The 22,527-nt window shown below is 62.1% G+C and carries 22 protein-coding genes; 14 read left to right on the top strand and 8 right to left on the bottom strand.

Annotated features, from left to right (window positions below; genetic code table 11):
• Positions 1 to 16 precede the first annotated feature (16 nt).
• The 7 genes from Hrd1104_RS01520 (at position 17) to Hrd1104_RS01490 (ending at position 5,808) form a co-directional block, all read left to right on the top strand.
• Complete coding sequence (locus Hrd1104_RS01520; RefSeq protein ID WP_154551093.1) at positions 17 to 655, top strand: HAD family hydrolase; 639 nt, start codon at positions 17 to 19, stop codon at positions 653 to 655.
• Between the two features lie 74 nt (positions 656 to 729).
• Positions 730 to 1,503, top strand: a complete 774-nt coding sequence (locus tag Hrd1104_RS01515; RefSeq protein ID WP_154551092.1) for a hypothetical protein — start codon at positions 730 to 732, stop codon at positions 1,501 to 1,503.
• 82 nt (positions 1,504 to 1,585) lie between these two features.
• Complete coding sequence (locus Hrd1104_RS01510; protein ID WP_154551091.1) at positions 1,586 to 1,942, top strand: Hsp20/alpha crystallin family protein; 357 nt, start codon at positions 1,586 to 1,588, stop codon at positions 1,940 to 1,942.
• A 13-nt stretch (positions 1,943 to 1,955) separates the two neighbouring features.
• Positions 1,956 to 3,698 (top strand): AarF/ABC1/UbiB kinase family protein, encoded by a 1,743-nt coding sequence (locus tag Hrd1104_RS01505; RefSeq protein ID WP_154551090.1) that lies wholly within the window; start codon positions 1,956 to 1,958, stop codon positions 3,696 to 3,698.
• Positions 3,699 to 3,781: 83 nt separating this feature from the next.
• The gene (locus Hrd1104_RS01500; protein WP_154551089.1) at positions 3,782 to 4,156 is read left to right on the top strand and encodes a translation initiation factor IF-5A; all 375 of its coding nucleotides are present in this window, start codon (positions 3,782 to 3,784) and stop codon (positions 4,154 to 4,156) included.
• Positions 4,157 to 4,969 (top strand): arginase family protein, encoded by an 813-nt coding sequence (locus Hrd1104_RS01495; RefSeq protein ID WP_154551088.1) that lies wholly within the window; start codon positions 4,157 to 4,159, stop codon positions 4,967 to 4,969. It abuts the gene before it with no gap.
• A gap of 65 nt (positions 4,970 to 5,034) precedes the next feature.
• Complete coding sequence (locus Hrd1104_RS01490; protein ID WP_154551087.1) at positions 5,035 to 5,808, top strand: hypothetical protein; 774 nt, start codon at positions 5,035 to 5,037, stop codon at positions 5,806 to 5,808.
• Between the two features lie 505 nt (positions 5,809 to 6,313).
• Here the strand turns inward: Hrd1104_RS01490 and Hrd1104_RS01485 are convergent.
• On the bottom strand, positions 6,314 to 7,078 hold the full coding sequence (locus Hrd1104_RS01485) for a hypothetical protein (RefSeq protein ID WP_154551086.1): 765 nt from the start codon (positions 7,076 to 7,078) through the stop codon (positions 6,314 to 6,316).
• A gap of 521 nt (positions 7,079 to 7,599) precedes the next feature.
• Positions 7,600 to 8,913, bottom strand: coding sequence for a PQQ-binding-like beta-propeller repeat protein (locus Hrd1104_RS01475; protein WP_154551084.1), 1,314 nt, complete (start codon positions 8,911 to 8,913; stop codon positions 7,600 to 7,602).
• Positions 8,914 to 9,243: 330 nt separating this feature from the next.
• Between Hrd1104_RS01475 and Hrd1104_RS01470 the strand changes: the two genes are divergently transcribed.
• The 4 genes from Hrd1104_RS01470 (at position 9,244) to Hrd1104_RS01455 (ending at position 12,916) form a co-directional block, all read left to right on the top strand.
• Positions 9,244 to 10,011, top strand: a complete 768-nt coding sequence (locus tag Hrd1104_RS01470; RefSeq protein WP_154551083.1) for a Nif3-like dinuclear metal center hexameric protein — start codon at positions 9,244 to 9,246, stop codon at positions 10,009 to 10,011.
• A gap of 2 nt (positions 10,012 to 10,013) precedes the next feature.
• A complete protein-coding gene (locus tag Hrd1104_RS01465) occupies positions 10,014 to 10,601 on the top strand; it encodes a SprT-like domain-containing protein (RefSeq protein ID WP_154551082.1) in 588 nt (195 codons plus the stop codon).
• Between the two features lie 56 nt (positions 10,602 to 10,657).
• The gene (locus Hrd1104_RS01460; RefSeq protein WP_154551081.1) at positions 10,658 to 11,671 is read left to right on the top strand and encodes a deoxyhypusine synthase; all 1,014 of its coding nucleotides are present in this window, start codon (positions 10,658 to 10,660) and stop codon (positions 11,669 to 11,671) included.
• Positions 11,672 to 11,902: 231 nt separating this feature from the next.
• Entirely contained in the window at positions 11,903 to 12,916 is a 1,014-nt protein-coding gene (locus Hrd1104_RS01455; protein ID WP_154551080.1) for an aldo/keto reductase, read from the top strand.
• A 36-nt stretch (positions 12,917 to 12,952) separates the two neighbouring features.
• On the opposite strand, the gene rtcA is transcribed toward Hrd1104_RS01455, so the two are convergent.
• Both rtcA and Hrd1104_RS01445 read right to left on the bottom strand, forming a co-directional pair.
• Positions 12,953 to 13,960, bottom strand: coding sequence for an RNA 3'-terminal phosphate cyclase (gene rtcA / locus Hrd1104_RS01450; RefSeq protein ID WP_154551079.1), 1,008 nt, complete (start codon positions 13,958 to 13,960; stop codon positions 12,953 to 12,955).
• 770 nt (positions 13,961 to 14,730) lie between these two features.
• Positions 14,731 to 15,498 carry a hypothetical protein gene (locus tag Hrd1104_RS01445; protein ID WP_154551078.1) on the bottom strand — a complete coding sequence of 256 codons (768 nt, stop codon included), beginning with the start codon at positions 15,496 to 15,498 and terminating at the stop codon, positions 14,731 to 14,733.
• Between the two features lie 127 nt (positions 15,499 to 15,625).
• Here Hrd1104_RS01445 and Hrd1104_RS01440 point away from each other — a divergent pair, with 127 nt between their 5' ends.
• Positions 15,626 to 16,129: a dihydrofolate reductase gene (locus tag Hrd1104_RS01440; RefSeq protein WP_229770508.1), complete on the top strand. Its 504-nt coding sequence runs from the start codon at positions 15,626 to 15,628 to the stop codon at positions 16,127 to 16,129.
• Positions 16,130 to 16,184: 55 nt separating this feature from the next.
• Here the strand turns inward: Hrd1104_RS01440 and Hrd1104_RS01435 are convergent, their stop codons facing one another.
• A complete protein-coding gene (locus Hrd1104_RS01435; RefSeq protein WP_154551077.1) occupies positions 16,185 to 16,829 on the bottom strand; it encodes a bifunctional 2-polyprenyl-6-hydroxyphenol methylase/3-demethylubiquinol 3-O-methyltransferase UbiG in 645 nt (214 codons plus the stop codon).
• Between the two features lie 115 nt (positions 16,830 to 16,944).
• Here Hrd1104_RS01435 and Hrd1104_RS01430 point away from each other — a divergent pair, with 115 nt between their 5' ends.
• Complete coding sequence (locus tag Hrd1104_RS01430; protein WP_154551076.1) at positions 16,945 to 17,979, top strand: phytoene/squalene synthase family protein; 1,035 nt, start codon at positions 16,945 to 16,947, stop codon at positions 17,977 to 17,979.
• A 189-nt stretch (positions 17,980 to 18,168) separates the two neighbouring features.
• Entirely contained in the window at positions 18,169 to 18,672 is a 504-nt protein-coding gene (locus Hrd1104_RS01425) for a hypothetical protein (protein WP_154551075.1), read from the top strand.
• 216 nt (positions 18,673 to 18,888) lie between these two features.
• Here the strand turns inward: Hrd1104_RS01425 and Hrd1104_RS01420 are convergent, their stop codons facing one another.
• The 3 genes from Hrd1104_RS01420 to Hrd1104_RS01410 form a co-directional block, all read right to left on the bottom strand.
• Complete coding sequence (locus Hrd1104_RS01420) at positions 18,889 to 19,941, bottom strand: hypothetical protein (protein WP_154551074.1); 1,053 nt, start codon at positions 19,939 to 19,941, stop codon at positions 18,889 to 18,891.
• Positions 19,942 to 20,100: 159 nt separating this feature from the next.
• Positions 20,101 to 20,385 carry a translation initiation factor eIF-1A gene (eif1A, locus tag Hrd1104_RS01415; protein WP_154551073.1) on the bottom strand — a complete coding sequence of 95 codons (285 nt, stop codon included), beginning with the start codon at positions 20,383 to 20,385 and terminating at the stop codon, positions 20,101 to 20,103.
• A gap of 265 nt (positions 20,386 to 20,650) precedes the next feature.
• Positions 20,651 to 22,498, bottom strand: coding sequence for a hypothetical protein (locus tag Hrd1104_RS01410; RefSeq protein ID WP_154551072.1), 1,848 nt, complete (start codon positions 22,496 to 22,498; stop codon positions 20,651 to 20,653).
• Positions 22,499 to 22,527 lie beyond the last annotated feature (29 nt).

Below are 22,527 nucleotides of genomic sequence, written 5' to 3'. Positions count from 1 at the left end.
GTCCTACTGGGTGGCGATGAGTCGGCCACCCGAATACGATTTCTGGCTGTTCGATCTCGACGGGACGCTCGTCGACGTCGAGGGCGACTATCCCCAGCAGGTGTTCGATCGGGTCGGCGAGCGACTCGACTACGACTTCGACGAGCGAGAGATCCGGGTCCTCTGGCATGGACTCACTGGATCACGAAACGACCAGCTCCGGGAGTGGGGACTCGATCCCGACCAGTTCTGGCCGGCCTATCACGAGATCGAAGACCCAACGGCCCGGGCACAGGCGGCCTACCTGTACGATGATGCCCGAGAACTGCTCTCGACGATCGACGCACCGACCGGGATCGTCACTCACTCCCAGCCGTACCTGACGGGACCGACCCTCGAGACGCTGGGCCTTGGCGAACAGTTCGACGCCGTCGTCTGCTGTGACGGGGACCTCGGGTGGAAACCCGATCCCGCGCCCGTCGAGCGCGCGATGGGCGATCTTGGTGTCGATACCAACGGCCACGCTGGTGTCATGGTCGGTGATAGCCCTCACGACGTCCGAGCCGCCCACAACGCCGGCCTAGACGGGATCCACGTCGAACGGTTCGATGGGACCGACCGCCCGGGGGACATCGACGGCGAGCAGCACGTCAAGCGGCTGGACGAACTCCTTTGAGCGGGTCGAGTGGCTCTGTCCGGGATGACACACCAGCGTAATGCTCATCTGCTAGCCAGAAGAAGCGTCGTGAAATGGTGTCGATCGCCCTCCTCGGCGGCACGATCGTGGCGCTGGTCGGACTCGCAATCGTGGCGCTTGGCCTTCGAGAGTTGTCCTTCGCCTGGCGTGTCTATCGCGGCGACCCGCTTGCCGTCTTCGAACTGCCCAACGAGACCGGCCCGGTCGAGGTGATGGGGACGGCCGAGCCCGGTGAGGGGACCGCCCAGGCACCGATCTCCGGGGTCGAGACCCTCGTCTGTGAGTGGGCCGTCCAGGAACGACGAACCAGCGGCGGCACGCACGGCTCGCGGACGTACTGGAAGACCCTCGACCAGGGATTGGTCGGTGGCCCCTTTCGGCTGGCTGATGACACTGCCAGTTGTCGGGTCGAACCGGCTGGCTCGGTCCGGGAGTTCGAGGAACACACGGTAACAGTCCCTGCAGGGACGACCCCACCCGAACGCATCCGACAGTTCGTCGCCGAGAACCCGAACGTCTCGCCACAAGACGAGACCCTGGACATCGGGGTCGCCGAGTTGCATATTGGCAACGAACAGCGCTTCGTCGAGCGGCGGCTCGATCCGGGCGAGGACTGTTACGTCTACGGCCGCGCCCACGCCGATCCGACCGCGGGTGCTCGCGGGGGCGAGGTCAACGTCCGTGTCGATGGCCGTGGAGTTCGTCGATTCTTGCTCGCGGATCGTCGGGAGCGCGGCGTCGCCTGGGTAGTCGCGAAGATCGGGTTGGCGGCTGTCGCTCTCGGCCTTGGCGTACTGGCGCTTGGCGCGGTCGGGCTGGTCGCCTGACCGTTGCCGTGTGACAGCAGCAAGCGTCCCTCGAAGTGTCGATACCACCGTGTTTTTGGCCCTACCGCTCGAAAGACGGTCCATGTCAGCGCTCCGTGAGGCGATCGAGGACTTGCCCGAGGCAGTCTTCGCCGACTTGCTCGAATCCGAAGATGCCTACCTGCTCGTACTCGACATGCCCGGCAGCACTGCCGAGACAGTCGACGTCTCGGTCGAGAACGGGCGATTGCTCGTCGAGGCGCGTCGCGAGAAATCGATTCCCGCGGACTTCGAGTACGTCTCCGAGGAGCGATCGCTGTTCCTCGACGTCGAGGTCCCCTTGCCGCCGGCCGTCGCCCCCGGCGATGCCCAAGCGACCGTCGAGCGGGGTGTCCTCGAACTCCGACTCCCGAAATCGACCGTGACGACGAGCGAGTCGATTCCCGTCGAGGACGCCTAGGGGTGGCTGTCGGGTGTCCCTCCGTACCTACTGGCGGTTTGTCGCCGTCGTCCGGCAGTTCCTCCCGCTTGCGCTCACCTACGCCCGGGACCGCCGGCGGTTCCTTCTGTTCGGTCGAAGCCGGAGTGTCTCCAGCCAGCAACGCCGAGATCGAGCCGAGCGACTGCTGCAGTCGCTTTTGACACTCGGGCCGACGTTCATCAAGCTGGGGCAGTTGCTCTCGACGCGGCCGGACGTGCTCCCGCCGGAGTACGTCGAGGAGTTCTCGAAACTCCAAGATAGCGTGCCCCCAGCCGACTGGGAGAAGGCCCAGGCGGTCATCGAAGACGAGCTGGGCACAGTCGAGGAGCGATTCAGCGAGTTCAACACTGAGGCGATCAGCGGCGCGAGTCTGGGGCAGGTCTATTACGCCGAAGTCGGGGACGATCCAGTCGCGGTAAAGGTACGTCGGCCGGGCGTCGAACAGCTCGTCGAGTCCGACCTGCAGGTCGTCCAGTGGCTGTTGCCCATCATCCTGTATTTCGTCGACGATGCGCGATCGTTCTCCCTCGAGACACTGGCCGACGAGTTCGCCACGACGATCCGCGAGGAGATGGATTACGAGCGCGAAGCCGAGATGTTGACCGAGATCCGGGGAAACTTCACTGCGGAGGAGGGCATTCGAATCCCGCCTGTCGTCCAGACCCACTCGACGCGACGGATCCTCACTATGGAGTACATCGAGGGGACGAAGATCAACGACGTCGAGGAACTCGATCGGCGTGGCGTCGACCGGACAGCACTGGCCGAGAATCTCGAACGCGCGTACTTCCAGATGATCGTCGAGGATGGGGTCTATCACGCTGACCCCCATCCCGGGAATCTCGCCGTCCAAGACGACGGGACGCTCGTGTTCTACGACTTTGGCATGAGCGGCCGGGTCGATGCCTACCTTCAAGACCGGATCATCGACTTCTACATGGCCGTCGCCGACCAGGACATCGACGCCATCCTCGATGCACTCATCGCGATGGGGACACTCTCACCGGAGGCGGACCGACAGGTCATGGCCGAGGTGATGGAACTGGCGATCGCCGACGCCCGGGGCGAGGATATCGGACAGTACCGCGTCCAGCAGATCATCCAGAAGGTCGAAGACACGATCTATGAGTTCCCGCTCCGACTGCCATCGAACCTGGCGCTTGTCCTCCGGGTCGCGACGGTCGTCGAAGGCGTCTGCGTGACGCTGGATCCGGAGTTTGACTTCATCGACGTAGCGACGGACTTCCTCCGAGAGGAGGGCTATCTAGAGGAGAGTGCCAGGGAGTTCGTTCGCGATCGAGTCGAGGAAGTCGGACAGGCAGGACGGTCGGCGGTTCGGATCCCACCGAAACTCGAGACGACGCTCGACCGGATCGATCGGGACGACTTCTACGTCAGGGCCGACCTCGAGGACTCCGACGGCCTGTTGGACGCTCTCGCGGCGCGGCTCGTGCTGGGACTCTTTGCGACCGGCGGGTTCGTCTCGACAGCGGTGCTGTACTCGTTTTCGACGGTCCGGGCGACGCTGCTCTCGCTGCTGGTGACACTGCTCGTGTTGTTCGGTCTCTATCGGTCGTTCCGACAGCGGCAGTCGATTCGGGCCAAACCCCAGTTCACGCGCCAGAACATGCGACAGCGTGATGAAACGGGACAGCCCGACAGCCCGGCGATCGGGGCAGACGGCCCGGTCAGTGACGAGGAGGCCAAATCGCCCACGGAAGATCGCTGGACGTAGGCGCCGGAAATGGCCGGGAAACCGCCAGTGACGACGCGATGCGTTCCAAACCGTTTATACTCATCCCCGGACAATCCCGCCACATGGCAAAACAGCAGACCGAAGTGCGAGAGCTCGACGAAGGGAGCTACGTGATGATGGACGAGACGCCCTGCAAGATCACGTCTTACAGCACGGCCAAACCAGGGAAACACGGCAGTGCGAAGGCCCGTATCGACGGGAAGGGCGTTTTCGACGGCAAAAAGCGGAGTCTCTCCCAGCCGGTCGACGCGAAGGTCTGGGTCCCGATCATCGAGCGCAAACAGGGCCAGGTCGTCTCGGTCTCGGGCAACGACGCTCAGGTGATGGATCTGGAGACCTACGAGACGTTCACGATGCGCGTCCCCGAAGACGAGAATCTCGAACCCGACGACGAAATCGAATACCTCGAACTCGAAGAGCAGCGCAAGGTCGTATAGATGGTTTTTCCCGGCGCACTCGCCGACCGCGAGTCGGCTGCCTATGCGGTCGTCGGTGCGCCACTCGATGTCTCGACAACCTTCCAGCCGGGCGCTCGTTTCGGGCCGGATCGCATCCGGCAGTTCGCACGCTCCTTCGAAGATTACGACCCGAAAACGAACAGTCACTTCTCGGCGCGTGACGTCTACGATCACGGCGACGTCGGAGCCGTCGGTGCGATCAGCGACGCCCAACAGTACCTGACCTTCCTCGAAGGCGAGTTACGGGACTTGCAGGCGGAGGGACTCCTGCCGTTGCTCGTCGGCGGCGAGCATACCGTCAGCGTCGCGGGCGTCCGCGCGATCGACCCGGACGTCTTCGTCTGTCTCGACGCCCACCTCGACCTGCGGGCAGAATACGCCGGCGATCCCGACAGCCATTCGACGGTGACCCGTCACGCCCTCGACGTGGCCGATCGGGCGGTGATCCTCGGAGCGCGGGCGGGCAGCGAAGCCGAGTACGATCGGGCGAGTCAGGCCGACGTCTCCGTCGTCCCGCCCGCGAACGTCCGCGACTGGACGCCCGGCTTCGACGACGAATCGGTCTATCTCAGCGTCGATATCGATGCCGCCGATCCAGGGTTTGCCCCGGGGACCGGGACGATGGAACCCGGTGGACTGAATCCACAGACGATGGACCGCCTGGTTCGGGAGGTTGCCCCCCACGCCACCGGGTTCGACGTGGTGGAAGTCAACGATCGGGACGACGGTCAGGCAGCCGCGCTGGCGGGGAAGCTACTGCGGGCGTTTGTCTACGCCCACGCTGCGGACTGACCGAGTGGACGGGCTCGGGAGTGGGCCGCCGGGGTTTTTGCCCCGCCCGATCCTACCACCCGGACATGGACCGCTTGGCATCCTGTTACTTCTGTGGCGTCGCGGTAGAGGCTCCACTCCAAGAGTATCCGGTCGTCCCGCGGGATCTCCGTCCCGGCGTCGAAGACCAGAGTACGGTCGTCCTCTGTCCAGAGTGTCGACGGAAACTCTCGACAGTCGTCGAGCGGGTCGTCGACGCAGCGACTGCGCCCGGAGCGGTTAACGGGCCAGATACCGCCCAGGAGACGCTTTCACGTGAGGAAGACAGAGAAGCCACACGATCAGGACCCGACAACTCGGTACTCGACGGGTTCGATCACGAGCGCCCCGATCTCCTCGAGATCGACGGAGCGGAAGACGACGAAGGCAAATCTGCCGGAAACCACGGCAGCGACGCGAGGGCCGGCAAGCAGGAGGAGACGACCGACGACCGGACGGGCACCACGGACCCAGCGCCCAATCGAACGAGCGAGACGACTGAGGAACAGCCGGGAGACGAGAATCCAACCGGGGCGAGCGAGGGGCGGGCAGAGACAGACGAGCGCGAGGACTCGACGGACGGGGCAACCGACGAGACGACAGCCCCAGCAGCCGACGCGGATTTCTCGCAGTCGGCGTACAACCGCGTGGTCAAGCTCCTCCAGAATCGGGAGTTCCCGGTCGACGCTGACGATATCCAGACGGTCGCCAGAAGTGCCTACGAGATCGAACGTCGGGAATCGGAGGCAGTCATCGACGCACTGATCGAGCGCGACGTCATCGAGCGCGACGGCGAGCAGCTCCGACGAGCGGACGAGTGACGCAGCTTAGTCCCGCTCCCGACCGTGGGACCACACCAAAGCACATTACATCAGACAGAGGATGTAGTGCAGAACCCGTTCAAATATCACATACGAAGGTAGACATATACATGATCATAGCAGTACTGTTCATATCCTTGTTGTTCCCGCGGTCCTGAGCCTGGTACGTAGCGACCCACTTGAAGACTGATTTTCTAAAATCATCGTTGCCCTGCTGACCGTCCGCCACTATGTTGGCCTTGAACTCATCGATCAGCCCCCATTGTGTCTCAATACGGATCGAACGCTGATTGTGACGCTATTGACGTCTGTCATCGGGGCCAGTGTGTTATCTATGTGGTGCCGGACTCACCAGCGGCAATAGGGTTACTCGCGGCCTGTGGAATTGGTGCTATCTTCATTATCTCCTTCGAGGGCAACAAGAAACAATCAAGTCCGCCTCCATAGAGAAAATATATCCGTCCGTACTGGTTAGTTATATATGATTCTATACTATTGGCTTATGTCACCAATAGTAATCGTACCCGTTTTGGATGTCGCATTGTTTGAATTCACCCTGGAGATCAATGTATGCAAATTTTTCTCCATCTTTGTCTTTGTCATCCACTTCTACAATCCCAAATTGAGTAGCCCGGACAGTATGCTTTCGGAGATCGTTACTAATATCGTACGTATGTTCCATATTTTGGAGATCTGGGTCATTTACAGCACTGTCATCATGGATCTCCATATCCTTCTTCGAATGTTGTGTTGAATGTTCAACCCCAACATTTACTGTATCACTGCCTGCAGTTACGCCAATACTCCAAGACTCACTAGCCTGGCCATTAGTGTTATAGGGACGATAATCTTCGGAAAACACGTCTGCGTGGTTGTAATTCTGCTTCAAGATTGCCTTTTCCGCACGATCTTTAATGATTGGATGTTCTTTTCCGGGCTTCAAATTAACATGAGCTTTGACTCCGTGAACGCTTTCTGCATTGGGAGCTTTCTTCCATTGAACATTCCATCCCATTGTGGTCCCCCATTCGCCCTCTTCCCAGTGGTCATTTGATGCCATATCGTCCCAACCCACATCAAAATCGACCTCATCTGATTTTTTAGCCACGTCGACTTGGTTATTGTTAAGTCTTGATTTTTTCTTTCGTTTTACTCGTACATCTTCATCGGCTTTTTTATGCACATTCTCTACTATTTCCTTTGGTGCCTTTTTGTTCCCTGAATTTTTGTGGGTGGTGAATTCGCTGTCATTATTCCGTTTACCACGCACCACCCCTGTCCATTCATGAACTGCACCATCTATTAAATCAAGATTATACGCAGCTACTTGTTTGTCTGCAGTCTTCCCAACTGGTTTGGCTGTAGGAATGTCCGATGGGTGAACCCCATCTGCGCTCTCAATGAAATCATTACGGTGATGAGTTATTTCTTTTACTGATAGCGTATCTTTATAGTCTCGTCGGATTCTGAGTTTGTTTTTATTGTTGTTTTGGCGCTGACTACTGCCGACCCAGCTAATAGCCCTGCGGCGATACTACTGCTTTTCAGGAAGGTCCGTCTTGTTGTTTCTTCCACAATCCGAGAATTTATGTATATAATATAAGTATTTCGCTTTGGATTTCTAGATGTGTAGATAATATACCAATATGGAGTGTCAGCCAGCGCCATAGTTCTCACCCCAATTCTGAAGATTGAATCGAATACCCGCGGTCCTGACCGTCTCGGGACGACGTCAGTTAGTCGCTCCGCGAAGAAGCTGCAGATCAACGAGACCGTCGAGTAGGACAGTTACTACTCTACAGACTCTTGGCTACCGTTTCTCGCTCGACTAATGAGATAGCTTGCGCCCCCCAGACTGATCACTGTACCGAGGACCCCCAATCCCGGACCGGACGTCGATGTGCTCGCGTTCGATTGTCCACCCTCCGGTGCGGAATCGGTAAAGGACTCACCAGGGCGGGATTGGTTGTGTTGGCCTAGCGTGGTGAGTGTGACGCGTGAGCCTTCGCTCGATCCTTCGATACCAGCATCCAGCGCGTAGATGTTTTCATCCTTACTCCCGACGAAGACGGTTCCATCCACCACTGTCGGCGACGACTCCACCCTGCCGTCCGTCTCAAATGCCCACTCTTTCTCGCCCGTGGCCCCATCCACCGCGTAGAGGTTGTTGTCGTTACTCCCGACGAAGACCGTCCCATCGCCCACCGTCGGCGACGAACGCACCCTGGCGCTAGTCTCGAAAGCCCACTCTTTCTCGCCCGTCGCCGCATTCAGCGCGTAGATGTTTTCATCCCAACTCCCGACGAAGACGGTGCCGTCCACCATCGTCGGCGACGAGTCCACCCTATCGCCAGTCTCGAACGCCCACTCTTTCTCGCCCGTCGCCACATCCACAGCGTAGAGGTTGTCGTCGTAACTCCCGACAAAGACTGTCCCATCGGCTACCGTCGGCGACGAGTACACGTAGGTGCCCGTCTCGAAGGCCCACTCTTTCTCGCCTGTTGCCGCATTCAGCGCGTAGAGGTTCTTGTCGTTACTCCCGACGAAGACCGTCCCATCCACTACCGTCGGCGACGATTCCACCCAATAGCCGGGCTTGAAGGCCCACTCTTTCTCGCCCGTCGCCGCATTCAGCGCATAGAGGGTGTAGTCATCACTCCCGACGAAGACAGTCCCATCTACCACCGTCGGTGACGACTTCACCTCAGCGCCCGTCTCAAAGGCCCACTCTTTCTCGCCCGTCGCCGCATCCAGCGCGTAGAGGTTGCAGTCATCACTCCCGACGAAGACAGTCCCATCGGCTACCGTCGGGCTGGATATTCGCGAGGTGATCCAATTGCCAGTCTCGAAGGCCCACTCTTTCTCGCCCGTCGCCGCATCTATCGCGTAGAGGTTCCAACTCCCGACGTAGACAGTCCCATCCACCACCGTCGGTGATGAGTGGGGAGAATTGCCGGTCTCATACCGCCAGATTTCCTCACCACCCGAACTCGCTTGCGCTGTCCCACTTTGACTCGCTTTCGAGCCGATCGCTGCTACCGTGCCGATACCTGCCGCTGTGCGTAGGTACTGTCGCCGCGTCGTCTGCGTTGATTTATCAGTCACGTCTATATCTCTCTATTCACTCTGCCCTTGGTGGGCAATCGTTGTGCTCGCACTAGCTACCAAACAGTCACTGTAAACAACCAGATCGAAAATGGCCGACTGAATCAGTGCCATAGTGCGAATATAAACCGATAAACCTTAGATATTTCGCAATTTATGACTGGATTTTCCTCTGTTATATCTGCGCCGTTACGAGTATTCAAAACCCGGTGGTGATTTCTGTCGCTTATCGGTGTAAAACAATTTTAGATCCGCAAAACGGCACAGTGGTTGTATGATTTTCAACAAGACTCCAGAACTACTACAGTACCGCCCGCGAAACGGGCAAGTATGGACTGTACCGAGATCTGTGACCGGTTCGACGAGCGACTCCGGGTCGAGGACTACGCCGACGTCGACGCCAGCGCGAACGGGCTCCAGGTCGGATCCACAGACCGCCAGATCGAGCACGTCGCTGTCGCGGTCGACGCCGCCGTCGAGACGATCGACCGCGCTCGAGAGGTCGGCGCGGATCTACTCGTCGTCCACCACGGCCTGTTCTGGGGCGATGGGATCACCAGCGTGACCGGCGAGTCCTACCGCCGGCTGGCCCCGCTACTGGAGGGGGACCTTCCGCTGTATGCGGCCCATCTGCCGCTGGACGGCCACCAGGATCTCGGTAACGCGGCCGGGCTGGCCGATGTCCTGGACCTGAGCAACCGCGCGCCCTTCGGCGAACTCGGCGGGGAGTACATCGGCCAGCGCGGCCGGATGCCGGCGATGACAGTCGAGGAACTCGAAAAGCGACTTGCCAGCGAACTCGATATCGGTGGCCAGCCGATACAGACCCTCGACTTCGGCCCCGAAGAGATCAGCGACGTGGCGATCGTCACCGGCAGTGGGACCGACTGGATCGATGAGGCCGCCGAGAAAGGGGTCGACGCACTGGTGACGGGCGAGGGCAAACAGGCGGTCTACCACCGTGCGAAGGAACTGGGACTCACTGTCGTCCTGGCGGGCCACTACGCCACGGAGACCTTCGGGGTCCGTGCCCTCGCCGGCCTCGCCGAAGAGTGGGGCCTGGAGACGACGTTCATCGACCACCCGACCGGCCTCTGAGCATGGCCATCGACAGGGCGGAAGTACCGGCATTCGAGTCGGTCGACAGTCACGACGAGCTGGTCGACTGGTCGCGCGCCTACGCCCGGGAGGCGCGCCGCGAGTGGCTACTCGACGTTCGGTTGGATCTCGTCGAGTGGACCGTCTCGACGCGGGCGCGCCGCCGGGCAGCAGCCGTCAAGCGGCCACAACTGCCGGATGCGACCGTCGGTGAGCCGATCAACTGGGACGATGTTCCCGACAGCGATGGCCGGCCCCTTCCCTGTACGGTCGCCTTGACCTGGGACGCCTTCGCGGAATTCTCACGTTCGGAGTGGGCATCGACGCTCCGCCACGAGTTGCTCCACGTCGAGCAGTTCCAGCGCTTCGGGACGACCGACCACGGAGCGGCATTCCGCCGACGCGCCCAGGAGATCGAGACCGACATGCACTGTCGAAGCTTCGCGACGCCGGAGTGGCTGTTCCGCTGTGGGGACTGTGGCCGGGCGGTCGCCCGGCGATATCGGGACTGTCAGTTCGTCGCCGAGTACGAGCAGTACCGCTCGGAGTGCTGTTGGGCTCCGTTGACGATGAGCCACCCCGAGTCGTGAGCCCCGGAGCTACCGCGATCGTACGCTTCAAGCGCCTCGCCCGTGGAGGAGTGACTATGACAGACGACCACGCCGAGAGTCATCGCGAGACGTTCGGTCACGATCCGATCGGGCACGCCGAAGTACGCGCTGGAATGACAGTCGGAGAACTCGCCGGAGAGTACGGCGAAGGCGGTGTCGGCGCGAACACACTGCACGAGGCCGTCGACATCTACAGCGAGATGCTCGGCGACGACGTGACCAACTTCCTCGGTTTGGCGGGGGCGATGGTCCCGACCGGGATGCGCCAAATCGTGGCCGACCTGATCCGGGACGGCCACGTCGACGCGCTGGTGACGACGGGCGCGAACCTCACCCACGACACGATCGAAGCGATCGGCGGCAAGCACCACCACGGCGAGGTCGTCGCCGAGGACGCCACCCCCCGCGAACACGACGAACAGTTGCGCGACGAAGGCGTCGATCGCATCTACAACGTCTATCTCCCCCAGGAGTACTTTACGACCTTCGAGGAGCACCTCCGGGACGAGGTCTTTCCCGTCTTGGAAGCGGAAGGAAGCGTCTCGATCCAGCGCCTGACCGAGGAGCTGGGCCGAGCCAACAGCGAGATCAACGAGCGTGAGGACGTCGAAGAAGGGCCGGGTATCGCCGCCGCGGCCTACGAGAACGACGTCCCGATCTACTGTCCCGCCGTCCAGGATTCGGTACTGGGCTTGCAAGCCTGGATGTACAACCAGACCAGCGACTTTACGCTGGACGCGCTGGCGGATATGACACAGATTACTGACATTGCCTACGAGGCCGAGCAGGCCGGCGCGCTGGTGGTCGGGGGCGGCGTCCCGAAGAACTTCGTCCTCCAGACGATGTTAGTCAGTCCGGACGCCTACGATTACGCCGTCCAACTGACGATGGACCCGCCCCAGACTGGTGGTCTCTCGGGCGCGACACTCGACGAAGCCCGCTCGTGGGGGAAACTCGAAAAGGCCGCCCGCAACGCCTCAGTGTACGCCGACGCGACCATCACGTTCCCGTTGCTGGTGGCCGCTGCGCGCGAGCGAATCGACGAGTGACTGCGAGCGGAGCGGTTTTCCCGTCACATTGGGCAGCCAGCGCCCCCCAGTCGTTTTGGCCGTCTTCGTCCTCGAATGTCGCCTGACGACGGCCACACCGACGCGCGTTGGGTTCTCGGGATCGTCTCGGCCCACTCACGCACAGCGAAGGGAAAGTCAAGGGTCGACAGCGGAGATGCGGGCGAGACCGCCACCAATCGTTATTGGGCCGGCGGATAGAGGTTCGGTCGTATGTACTACCGACGACTTGGCAAGACGGGACTCGAAGTGTCGCCGATCGCCCTGGGGACGTGGCGGTTCGGGATGGAACACGAGGAGACGGGCGTCGTCGAGACGGGCCGGGAAGAGGCCCACGAACTGCTCGACGCTTACGCGGAGTTGGGTGGGAACTTCATCGACACTGCAAACGGCTACGGCAGGGGCGACAGCGAGCGCTGGATCGGCGAATGGCTCACAGAGCGCGACCGTGAAGACTACGTGATCGCTTCGAAGTGCTACTGGTCGCAAGAGTCACGGTTCCAAGAGAACCTCTCGGCGAAGAACGTCCGGGCTGAAGTCGACGGGTCGCTCGATCGCCTGGATACGGACTACCTGGATATCCTGTATTTACACCGCTTCGACGACGAGACGCCAATCGAGAAGACGCTGCGGACGATCGACGATCTCGTCAGTGAGGGCAAAGTCCACCACGTCGGCCTCTCGACGGCCGACGCCTGGAAACTCACCAAGGGTCTCTGGAAAGCCGACGTCAACAACTACGAAGCTTTCACCGTCACGCAGCCGCTCTTTCACGCCGCCTACTACGAGGACGTCACAGCGTATCTGGACGTCTGTGCCGATCAGGACCTGGCAGTCTGTCCGTACTCGCCGCTTGCCGGTGGGTTCCTGACGGGCAAGTACGAGCGCGCCGGCGACGGGACATACGAACTCGACGCCCCGGAGGACGCCCGCGCCCAGCTCGACGACCGCTTTCTGGACTTTTATGTCTCCGAGCGGGGTTGGCACGTCCTCGACGAGGTGCGGGCAGTCGCCAAAGCGGTTGGAGCCACACCCGCACAGGTCGCCCTTCGGTGGTTGATCGACCAGCCCGAGTTCACCTGCGTCCCGATCGTCGGGGCCCGAACGGTCGAACAACTCGAGGAGAACCTTGGCGCGATCGAGGTCGAACTGACCGACGAGCAGTTCCGACGGATCTTCGACGCGCGCTACGACGAGGATGGATCCCTCTATCAGACAACCGCCTGACGTGCATCATGGACTGGAGAGGGCCATCCAAGCGACTTACCCGACGAGTGTGAGGCCAGTAACGTCCTGAACCGGTTCGATGTCCAACCCGAAGGCAGCGAGTAGCCGACAGTGGCTCTCGACGTGGTCCGTCACGTCCGGAATCGAGATCTCGCCGCCTGCAGCCGCCAAGAACGGGACGAGTTGGTCTGCGAGATGAGCGTCGACGGCCGCGGGCGAATCCCGGACGTCGAGTGCTCGATCGACAGCCTCACTGGCGACGTGCTCGGCCGGTTTCCCGCGTTCACCGAGTGCGGAAACCCCTGCGACCGAAGCCTCGAAGTCGAGTCGAATCACCAGGCTCGAACCCGTCGATGGCGTCACCGAATGCTGGGTCGTCACAGCCGTGACGTCCACGCCCGCCGCCGCGAGGGCGTCGGCTGCGGCGGTTGCCTGGCGCGTCGCTACGTCTGCGTCCTGCAGATCCATCGACGCCGTAGCGTAGATCCGTGCCCCGACGAGTCCCCCCGGATCACCGAGCGCGAACGACTCGAGCGTCGACGGCGCGAGGCAAAGTGTCGCCTCACCACCGCCGGCCGGATAGAAACCGGGTCGGTCGACAGTGACGCCGGCGTGAACGCCGTGGTCTGCCAGGACCGGGAGTTTGACCTGGCGGTGGTAAGCCATCGGCGGCGACCACTGGACATCCGTCCCGCCAGTGGCGGTGAGGACGAGTGGCTCCTCGAGGACAGTGGCCAAGGGCACCACGGCGTCGAACAGGAGCGGGATGCTCCCCGCCGTGCCGATATCGGCGCTGTAACGGCCGCCTCGCGGGTCTTCAGGGTCGAAGGTGACCGTCGTCGCGCCGATCTCGCGGCCGTGGACCGTCGCGTTGGAAATATCCGCAAGTACGTCCAGAACAGCCAGATGCTGGGGTCGAAGCCCCGGGTCGGGGCGAGAGCCTCGGACGTCGGTCATCTCGATTGCCGTGCCGGTCATCGCCGAGAAGGCCAGCGCCGACCGGAACAACTGTCCACCGCCCTCGCTCCCGTCGAGTTCGAGCACGAGCGGTGTTTGGTCCCGAACGGCCCTGAATGGAGCGGACGGTGAGCAACCGTTTTGCGCCTGCCGCGTGTACCCTCGGCTGGCCGATGACGAGCCCACGGGCCGAGCCGGCCTCACGACCCGGCGACGACGAGCCCTATGAGTACCGAGGCCACCGATTTACTGGTCGGGAGAACTATACAAAGTTTGGCCTCTGTTGAAATACGTTGTAGACGATATGTTTCGGCGACCGTGCTGAATATAAGGCGCATATCTTGTACGGAGTTTCCTCCAATTGGAGTCTCCTCCGAGTACTCAGTACAGATAAATTTGTATCAGCGACCAATCAGAGTTCTATGGTGAGACCATCAAAATAGTTCCAAGAATAATGAGAGCAGGGCCGCCGAAATACCGAGTTAACCGAACCAGCCCAGTTGTCGGGTCAGAATTCACGGCGCCACTGTTCCGCCAGCGTGCAACGGTTCGTGGCCAGACAACCATAACGAGCCCAAAGAGAAGGGCGAAGAATCCTACGAGAGGGTATGTTGCACTCATATCTACAGCAGTTTCTTCGAGGGAAAATTAAGCTACCGACCCCGTCCATACTCCAGTAATCATGTTTGCACACTGAGCGACTGATTCCTCAGAATCGGCGTGAAACTCACGATGGCTGATTGCTGAATACAGGCTCTGTATTCAGCACAGCAGTTATATCAACTGATGTGAGAATACTGCTCGCGACTGTGCGTCGATTCGATCCGTGCGCCGGTGGCAAACCGATCCAAACGCGGTCACTGCCGTTCAGCTGGCGTCGAACACCGCAGACAGAGGACGCTCTCTGCGACCCAGTTGACGTCGGTCGAGCCACACGCTGGACACTGGTAGTTCGCGTTGTTGTATTCCGTCGTCCCGCGTGGGGCAGCGAGATAGCCGTCCGCGAGGACCGACTCGAGGAGCGCCGGAAATCGCTGGCGCTTGAACGTCGCTCGGTGGGCGAGAAATTGACCCGGCCTCGACGGATCCGAGCCGTGGAGGGCTTCCCAGGTGACGGCAATCTCCCCGTTTGCCGTACTTCGGGCGACCTGCTGGAGCGGGGCTGTGGCCGCCTCGAAAAGCGGTGTCGTCCCCCAATACTGTGGCTCCTCGACCGATTTGGCGGCCCCACGATAGGCTTGGGCTGCCTCACTGTAGGCCTCGGCTGGACCGTCGAGTCCGCCGGCAAGTCTGGCATCACCGATCAGTTCCTGAAGACAGGCTTGCTGTGCGGGGTGTTCGAGGACCGTCTGGAGGTCACGACCAATCGCAGCAGCCTCGGTCCCGCGATGCCGGGCCCGAGTGTGACAACCGGCGACACGATAGCAGAGCGCGCTCGTCACGTGGTGTTTGAGGGCGTTCCCGACCCACCCTTTCTCGTCGGCATCGAACGGGCTTTGGCCTGGCCGTGGCGCAGTGAGTGTTTGCCAGCCGGCCCGCGCGAAGGCGTCTCCTGCAGTCTCGTAGTTGCGGTCGGCGAGTGCGGCGACAGCCCGGTCGTCGTAGTCACCAGTTTGTGGGCACATGGCTACCGCTTTGCACTCCACCGTGAGAAACGTTCGTTATCGAAAGCAGCGGGTGGACCAGATCCGTCGTGGAGACCGCGGCGAGTGCCGAGCAGCTGCCTACCGGCGAGGGACAGCCCGGCGATTAATGACCAGTGCCTGCGAACAGCTATGCATGGATATCGTCGCCGTCGCGGCCGTCGCCGAGAACGGTGTCATCGGTGATGGACCGACCCTGCCGTGGCACTTGCCCGAGGAAGTCCGCCGGTATCGTGAGCGTGTTGCCGGAGAAACCGTCGCCATCGGCCGCCGGACTTTCGAGATGTTTGAGGACCCGCCCGGGGCCAGACAACTCGTGTTGAGCCGTACCGAGCGGACGTACGACGAGCCAGCAGTCGTCCACACCAGCGGCGTCGAGGCAACGATCGAACGCGCCCGCACGGAAGACGCGCCGGTGCTGTACGTCCTCGGCGGGGCGGCGATCTACGCGGCCTTTCTCCCGTATTGCGATCGGCTGCTGGTGAGTCGAATCGATGGCACGTACGAGGGCGACGCCGAATTTCCCGATTTCGACACCAGTGTCTGGACCCGGACGGACGATACACGCTTCGAGGGATACACGCTCGAACGGTGGGAACGAGCGGACGGATAAGTTCCATCACGAATGGGGCTTGCGGACCACCGAACCTGGGCTAGACAGCACCGCGTCAAGACGACTCCGAGAGCGCCTCGTGGTCGTCCGGACGGAACACGCGCAAGATGTCGCGACCGAGAGGGCGGGATTCGATCTCGACGAAGCCAGCGTCGGTAAACACCTGCTTCCAGTCACGATAGTACAGCGGCACCTCGTCGTTGACGTAGGTGACCGCCGGGTCGCCGGACTGCCCGGCCTCGACCTCGCTCTCGTTTTCGATCGTGACGAGAAGGGCATCCGTAATCCGGCGAAGTTCAGCAAATACCCAGTCGGCATCGGGATGAACGTGCTGGAGGGTTTCGACGGAGTAGACGGCCTCGAAGGCCCCGTCGTCGAAGTCCTCGACGACATCCTCGATCGCTTCAAAATAGAAGGTACCGTCGGCTGCCAGAGCCGGGTACGCATCAGTCATAACGTCGAGAGCATCCTCGTTGACATCGACACCGGAGAGTGACTCGAATCCACGCTGCTGGAGATGAGAGAGATGCCGGCCGGACCCAAAGCCCAGTTCCAGCACCGAGCCATCCTTGGCGATAGTCCCAGCCAGCAGGTCACCGATCGCCTCGCTTTTCTCGTCCGGACCGTAGTGGGCGTAGTACGCCGGGGAGAACTCGCCGGATCGATCGGCCCACGTGCGGCGGACGTCGTTTGAATCCACACCCACTGTTCGGTAGGGAGACAGAAAGGTTCCTCGACACGCCGGCCGGGAACAGCGAGCAGTCATCCAATGCAGTCACGTTTTCAAGTGGGGAGCTCGTTGATCCGATATCGAGATGGCCGACGAGCAGACCGAGCGGAACGAACTTGCGTGGTACTACGACGCCGTGACGACTGTCTCACGGACGTTTGCGCTCACCATCGACGAGTTGCGCGAGCCGATGGCCCGGGAGATCTGTCTCGGGTACCTGCTCTGTCGGATCGCCGATACCGTCGAGGACGCTCGCCACATCCCGCCCGGGGAGCGGGTCGCACTCCTCGAGACGTACAGTCGTGCCCTGGACCCGGACGACGAGACGTCGATCGAGGCGTTTCGGACGGCCGTCGAACCGTGGCTCCCCGCCGAGCCAAGCGACGACTGGGATGTCGTCGCTCGCGCCCCGGAAGCCGTTGGGGAGTTCGAGTCGCTCCCGGCGGCTTCCAGAGACGTGATCCGGCCGTCGATCCGGGAGCTCGTCGACGGAATGGCGACGTTCGTCGAGCGATACGCCGACACCGGCGGGCTTCGCCTCCAATCGTTCGAGGAGTTGGAGTCGTACTGCTGGTACGTGGCCGGGACCGTCGGTGAGTTCGTCACGTCGCTCTTACTCGAAGAGGTCGACCCGGGACAGCGAGAGTCGTTTCGCGAAGACGCCGAATCGTTCGCACTGTTGTTACAGCTCGTCAACGTCGCCAAAGACGTCGCGACGGACTACCGGACGGAACGGAACGTCTACGTGCCACAACCCTTACTCGCCGAGGAAGGGCTCGAACCCGCGGACATCGCCGATCCGTCGAGCGGGGCGGCGTTCGCGCCGATCATCACGCAGATCGTCGAGCGAGCCGAGCGATACCTCGATGGTGCACAGTCCTGGCTCGAAACCATGCCCGAAGTGCGTGGCAACACCCGGGCGGCGTGGGCGATCCCGTTTTTACTCGCCGTCGGGACGATCCGAGAGCTGAAATCGAACCCGGCGGCCGTCGTCGAAGCGGGCAGCGTCACCGTCTCCCGCCAGGAAGTGCTGGCGGTCCGGGCTCGCTTCGCTGGCGACAACGAACCGGATATCCAGGCTCTACGAGAAGAGCTGCGCCAGGCGCCACTCGGAGACTGACCGCCACGAACGGACGCCGCCGGGGGGGCACGCCGACGGAGAGATCGAGCCTCGCGCGGAATGGTGCTGTCACGAACCCGAAGACTGGACGGGACGATCGCAAATGGGTGGTTATTCCTGTGGCCAGGTCGAACCATCGCGTATGGACGGATACAACGAACACACCGACCGAACAGCGGTGACGAAACGATGAATCCCTCGCGTGTCGATTTTCTCGTCGACCTGGCGTATGGGGCGCTCATCTTCGTCGCAGTCGGGATTATCTTCGTCGCCGAGACCAGTGTCGGCGTGGCCTTCGGACTGGGTGCACTGATCGCCTACGTCATCCACATTGCCTGGAAGATGGGGCGGTTCGACCCCGACTGGATGACCAGCGAGATGGCCCAACGGGTCGAAGAGACCGTCCACAACGAGGTCGAACAGACCGTCAGCGAAACCGTCTCTAAAGAGGTCGATCGCGTCGAAGAATCGGTCAGCGACGAGGTCGAACAGACCGTCAGCGAAACTGTCTCCAAGGAGGTCGACGACGTCGCCGAACAAGTCGGCGAGACAGTCACCGAAGAGGTGACCGAGACCGTCAGCGAGCAAGTCGAGGAAACCGTCGAGGATACAGTCAGCGAGCAAGTCGAGGAAACCGTCAGCGAGGAGATTAGCAAGGCGAGCGAGCGCGACGAAGACGACGACGCCTCGTAAGCGCGGGTACTAGCTCAGGTGAGACGGCGACGACGTGGGGCGCAATCTGGCGCGAACGCGGGACGCTGCCGTCGGTCGCGTGTTTGCCAGAGAAGTGTCGCCAGCGTGGATGCAGTATAATACATCGAATACATCCGAGAGCGGTGTCGCTGTAGTCAGGAGACGCCAGTTAATCGAACGCGTCACGGAACTGCACGCAGGGGACAACGAGCGCCGTTACTGGTCCCATTCGACCTCGGCGACGTCGTCGGTCTCCCGGAGAATGAAGGGGCCGATCGAGAGGGTGTGCTTGGTGACCGTCGCGATCCGCACGATGTAGGCAAGCAGGAGCAAGAACGGGATCAGCGCGACCGTCGTCGCGGCTGCCACGATCGGGACCAACATGTCGACGCCAGCGACAGCCGGTGTGTGCGTCGACGCGTCGAAAAACGCGACCATCGTTGCCGAGACCAGCAACGCCGGGACCGATGCCACGAGGATCCGCCGCGAGAGGTCGATGAGATCCCACTGGAAGTACAGCGTCTTGAAGTGTTCGCGGGCGGGGCCAAACAGTTCTAGCGTGTCGATCAACTGGTCGAGGGCGGCCTGCCCCTCCGTATCGAGGGCATCGCCGTAGCGCTCGTGGATGCGGCGGGCCGTGAAGATCTTCCAGGAGTAGTTGAAATCGAGCGCCGAGGCGATGACGTCGAACTCGCCAAAGCGAGCGTCGTCGAGTCCCGTCGCGACCGTCTCGGAATTTGCTATCAGACTATCGGTGAAATCTTCAACCGCCTCCTGCAGCTCCGTATCGGACGTGCTCGCGTCCGCGTCGGTACTGACGGCGTCCCGGAGGTCACGTGCCCGCTCGCCGGAGACCTGGACGAGCGCCCGGAGGAACTGTGCCGGCCGAGCCGGACTCACGGGCGTTCCGACGGCGTCGGCGACGTCCTCGCGGAACGCCATGGCCTCCTCCATGCGCTCGCGCTGGTCGCCCGCAGCACCGAGTTCCTGAGAGAGCACCAGTTGGTTCAGGGTGAGCACGAGCGTGACGCCGGTGATCGTCGCCGTCAACAGGGCCTGAAAGAGAGTGTCCACCGAGTCACCCGATCGGATTGCGACCTCGGCGGCCGGCAGAAGGGAGCCTGCAGCGGTCAGCGTGACGAACACGACCGCGACGAGCAACCCCGTGACGAGCCACCGATCGGCACCCATGAACAGCCAGAGCTTCGAATCACTCCCGCTGGCCCGATCACGTAACCGATCGCTGGGCGCCTCGCCGGCACCTGGCATGGCCGAAGCTACTGGCGTCGGCGGGAAAAGTCCTCTGTGGTCGGCAACGGACTGGGCCGGGCCAGAATGCGGGCGTACACCTGGAGAGCCAGGCGAGAACAGCGACGGCGACGCGAGGTTGGGACTACGGGCCGAAAAGAAATCCCAAGAAGCCCTGCGTCAGTCGATGTGCCCTTCGCGACGGAGCTGCTCGGCGTCGGCGTTGTCGTAGCGCCACTCGACGTTTGCCTTCTCGTCTTGCCAGTCCCACGGTTCGGCCAGCACGACGTCGCCCTCCTCGATCCAGACGCGGTACTTCATGCGCCCGGGGATGCGCCCCATGCGGGTCTTGCCGTCCTCACACTGCAGTTCGACGTGGTTGCCGCCGTTGTGCTGTGTCACCACGGCGAACACCTCGTCGTCGTCGGGCATCCGAAGATTCCGGCGCCCTGATTTATCGCTCATAGCATTGTTAGGACCCGGACACGCTAAAGGCGTGCGGGACCGGTGGTATCTCGCCCCATGGGCGTCTCTCACAGAGAGTCGAGCCACAGATAGCCACGAACGGAGATGAGAGACCGTGAATTGCGTTGCTCCGTCTCGCGCTCGCTACCACGATCGCCCAGTAGCGACTCACGCAGTCAAACCGATACTGGCCCGACGGCCGGTAGTGGAGCCGACCAGAAGAGAGACTGGACTGACACAGTGCCCCGAGACTGGCCGAGGGCTCTCAGGTGCGATCGGCAGTGTCGTCTGTGGAGTCGTCGGCCGCGTCCGAATCGGATTCGGATGCTGTCGGGTCCTCGGCCGCTGAGTCAGTCTCCGCAGCGTCGGGTTCTCCCGACGGGTCGTCGCTCACAGCCCTGCTTTCGTCGGGTGTGCCGGCGCCTGATGACGAGTCCTCTCCAGCGTCTCCCACTGGCGTCGAAGCGTCGGACTCGCTGGGCTGGCCGGCCCGGGGGTCCTGTGGGTCGACGCCGGCCGGTGGCTGTCCCTGGCCGGGCCGAGTGCGGTCGTCACCCTGGCGCTGCTGGGACTGCCCCTGGCCGCGAGAGTGGCGCCCGCCTCGCTGGCGTGGCTGTGCGTTATCGGGCTGTTGTCGGCCGGTCTGCTGGCCACGTTGCGGGGTCGTCTGCTGGCTGCCCTGGCTCGGCTGCCCACCCTGCTGGCGTGGCCCCTGGCCACGGGGCTGGCCCTGGCGTTGTCCGGCGCGTTGACCGGGCTGGGTACCCGCACGACCGCCGGCGTCTCCGCGATGCGGCTGGGCCGCCTGACGGGAGCCACCTGGACCACCAGCCCGCGGGGCAGGGCCAAAGCCGAGTTGCCGTCGGAACCCATCGAAGTAACCGCGTTTGTCGGCGAACACGAGCACGAGCAAGACGAGCCCGGCGACGAGCAAGAGCAGTGACTGGGTTCGAAGTTGAGCGAAGATGCCGTCGACGAGAGCGATCGTCACGTCGGCAAAGCGCTGACCGTCCGGCCCGCCGATAGCGTCCCGGATCGCCGAGGTGAGTGGATCACGCGCCAACAATGCTGGGAGAAATCCGGCGATGCCGGCGATCAGTGAACTCGCGCCGACTGTCCGGCCGACGGTCCACAGCGAGCGCGTGAGTACGGCGAGGACACCGATCACCAACAGGGCCAACGCGGGCAACGCCAGGGTGAGCAGATCGACGAGCTGGACGCCGTCAGCGGCGGTATCGAGACGGTCCCGCGCCTCGGTATCCATATTTTCGGTCAGCGAGAGAGTGTTGGGCAGCTCTTGGTCGAGTCGCTCACGGACGATCACCTGGGCTCGCTCGGCGATCCGCTGTGTGAGGGACTCGACCTGCTGGCGGTATTCCTGGTAGGTGAGATCGCTCGTCAGTGCGTCGACCGTCGCGAACTGGAAGTCGACAGCCCCATCGGTGAGCTCCTGGTCGTACCCGCCGACTTCTTGGCGCGTCGCCGTTTCGAGTTCGGACTTGAGTTGCTGGTTGACGGTCTGGAGATCTGCCCCATCGCCCAGCGACGACTGGAACTCGGCCCGGGTCTGCTGGAAGCTCGACTCGCTGTCGAGTAAGCCTTCGACGGTCGTGGCGTCGATCTGTCCGCCGGCCCCGTCGAGTTGATTGGCCGCGATGTCGGCCAGGGCAGGCGCGTCGACGGCGATCATGCCCTCGGTGACTGCCTGTGCGAAGTTCGACTTTACCGGCGCGAGATCGACCGAAATCGACAGCGAATCCGTCTCACCGTGGAGAAACGCGTAGATCGCATCGATGTTCTCGTTGGTCTGGGTCCGGACGTACGACTCCGTGAGCGCCTCGTCGACGAGCTGCTCGGGTTCGACGCCCGAGGCGTCGATCTGGGCCGGCAACGCCCCGCTCGTATCGAGATCCACCGAGTCGATCTCGGTGCTGATCCGTTCTTCGAGGACGTCTATCGCCTCGGTATAGGCGTCCTCGTCGTCGAGTGTGTCGGTCACGTAATCGGCACGCAACGCGGTTTGTCCGGCCGTAATGAACACGTTGCTCCCGACCAACGCCACGACGAGTACCACTCCGGCGAACGCGAGGCCGAGCCGACGCCCGAAACTCATGCTCGCCGCCCCCCAGTTGTCCGTCTCAG

It is taken from the genome of Halorhabdus sp. CBA1104, from assembly GCF_009690625.1.
Taxonomy (GTDB): Archaea; Halobacteriota; Halobacteria; order Halobacteriales; family Haloarculaceae; genus Halorhabdus.
This window is presented reverse-complemented; position numbering and strand designations above follow the sequence as displayed.

What these genes read in the sequence shown, in the direction of transcription:
- Hrd1104_RS01520 (WP_154551093.1), top strand. Translation starts at nt 17, where the DNA reads ATGAGTCGGCCACCCGAATACGATTTCTGGCTGTTCGATCTCGACGGG.
- Hrd1104_RS01515 (WP_154551092.1), top strand. Translation starts at nt 730, where the DNA reads ATGGTGTCGATCGCCCTCCTCGGCGGCACGATCGTGGCGCTGGTCGGA.
- Hrd1104_RS01510 (WP_154551091.1), top strand. Translation starts at nt 1,586, where the DNA reads ATGTCAGCGCTCCGTGAGGCGATCGAGGACTTGCCCGAGGCAGTCTTC.
- Hrd1104_RS01500 (WP_154551089.1), top strand. Translation starts at nt 3,782, where the DNA reads ATGGCAAAACAGCAGACCGAAGTGCGAGAGCTCGACGAAGGGAGCTAC.
- Hrd1104_RS01495 (WP_154551088.1), top strand. Translation starts at nt 4,157, where the DNA reads ATGGTTTTTCCCGGCGCACTCGCCGACCGCGAGTCGGCTGCCTATGCG.
- Hrd1104_RS01490 (WP_154551087.1), top strand. Translation starts at nt 5,035, where the DNA reads ATGGACCGCTTGGCATCCTGTTACTTCTGTGGCGTCGCGGTAGAGGCT.
- Hrd1104_RS01470 (WP_154551083.1), top strand. Translation starts at nt 9,244, where the DNA reads ATGGACTGTACCGAGATCTGTGACCGGTTCGACGAGCGACTCCGGGTC.
- Hrd1104_RS01465 (WP_154551082.1), top strand. Translation starts at nt 10,014, where the DNA reads ATGGCCATCGACAGGGCGGAAGTACCGGCATTCGAGTCGGTCGACAGT.
- Hrd1104_RS01460 (WP_154551081.1), top strand. Translation starts at nt 10,658, where the DNA reads ATGACAGACGACCACGCCGAGAGTCATCGCGAGACGTTCGGTCACGAT.
- Hrd1104_RS01455 (WP_154551080.1), top strand. Translation starts at nt 11,903, where the DNA reads ATGTACTACCGACGACTTGGCAAGACGGGACTCGAAGTGTCGCCGATC.
- Hrd1104_RS01445 (WP_154551078.1), bottom strand. Translation starts at nt 15,498, where the DNA reads ATGTGCCCACAAACTGGTGACTACGACGACCGGGCTGTCGCCGCACTC.
- Hrd1104_RS01440 (WP_229770508.1), top strand. Translation starts at nt 15,626, where the DNA reads ATGACCAGTGCCTGCGAACAGCTATGCATGGATATCGTCGCCGTCGCG.
- Hrd1104_RS01430 (WP_154551076.1), top strand. Translation starts at nt 16,945, where the DNA reads ATGGCCGACGAGCAGACCGAGCGGAACGAACTTGCGTGGTACTACGAC.
- Hrd1104_RS01425 (WP_154551075.1), top strand. Translation starts at nt 18,169, where the DNA reads ATGAATCCCTCGCGTGTCGATTTTCTCGTCGACCTGGCGTATGGGGCG.
- Hrd1104_RS01420 (WP_154551074.1), bottom strand. Translation starts at nt 19,941, where the DNA reads ATGCCAGGTGCCGGCGAGGCGCCCAGCGATCGGTTACGTGATCGGGCC.
- eif1A (WP_154551073.1), bottom strand. Translation starts at nt 20,385, where the DNA reads ATGAGCGATAAATCAGGGCGCCGGAATCTTCGGATGCCCGACGACGAC.
- Hrd1104_RS01410 (WP_154551072.1), bottom strand. Translation starts at nt 22,498, where the DNA reads ATGAGTTTCGGGCGTCGGCTCGGCCTCGCGTTCGCCGGAGTGGTACTC.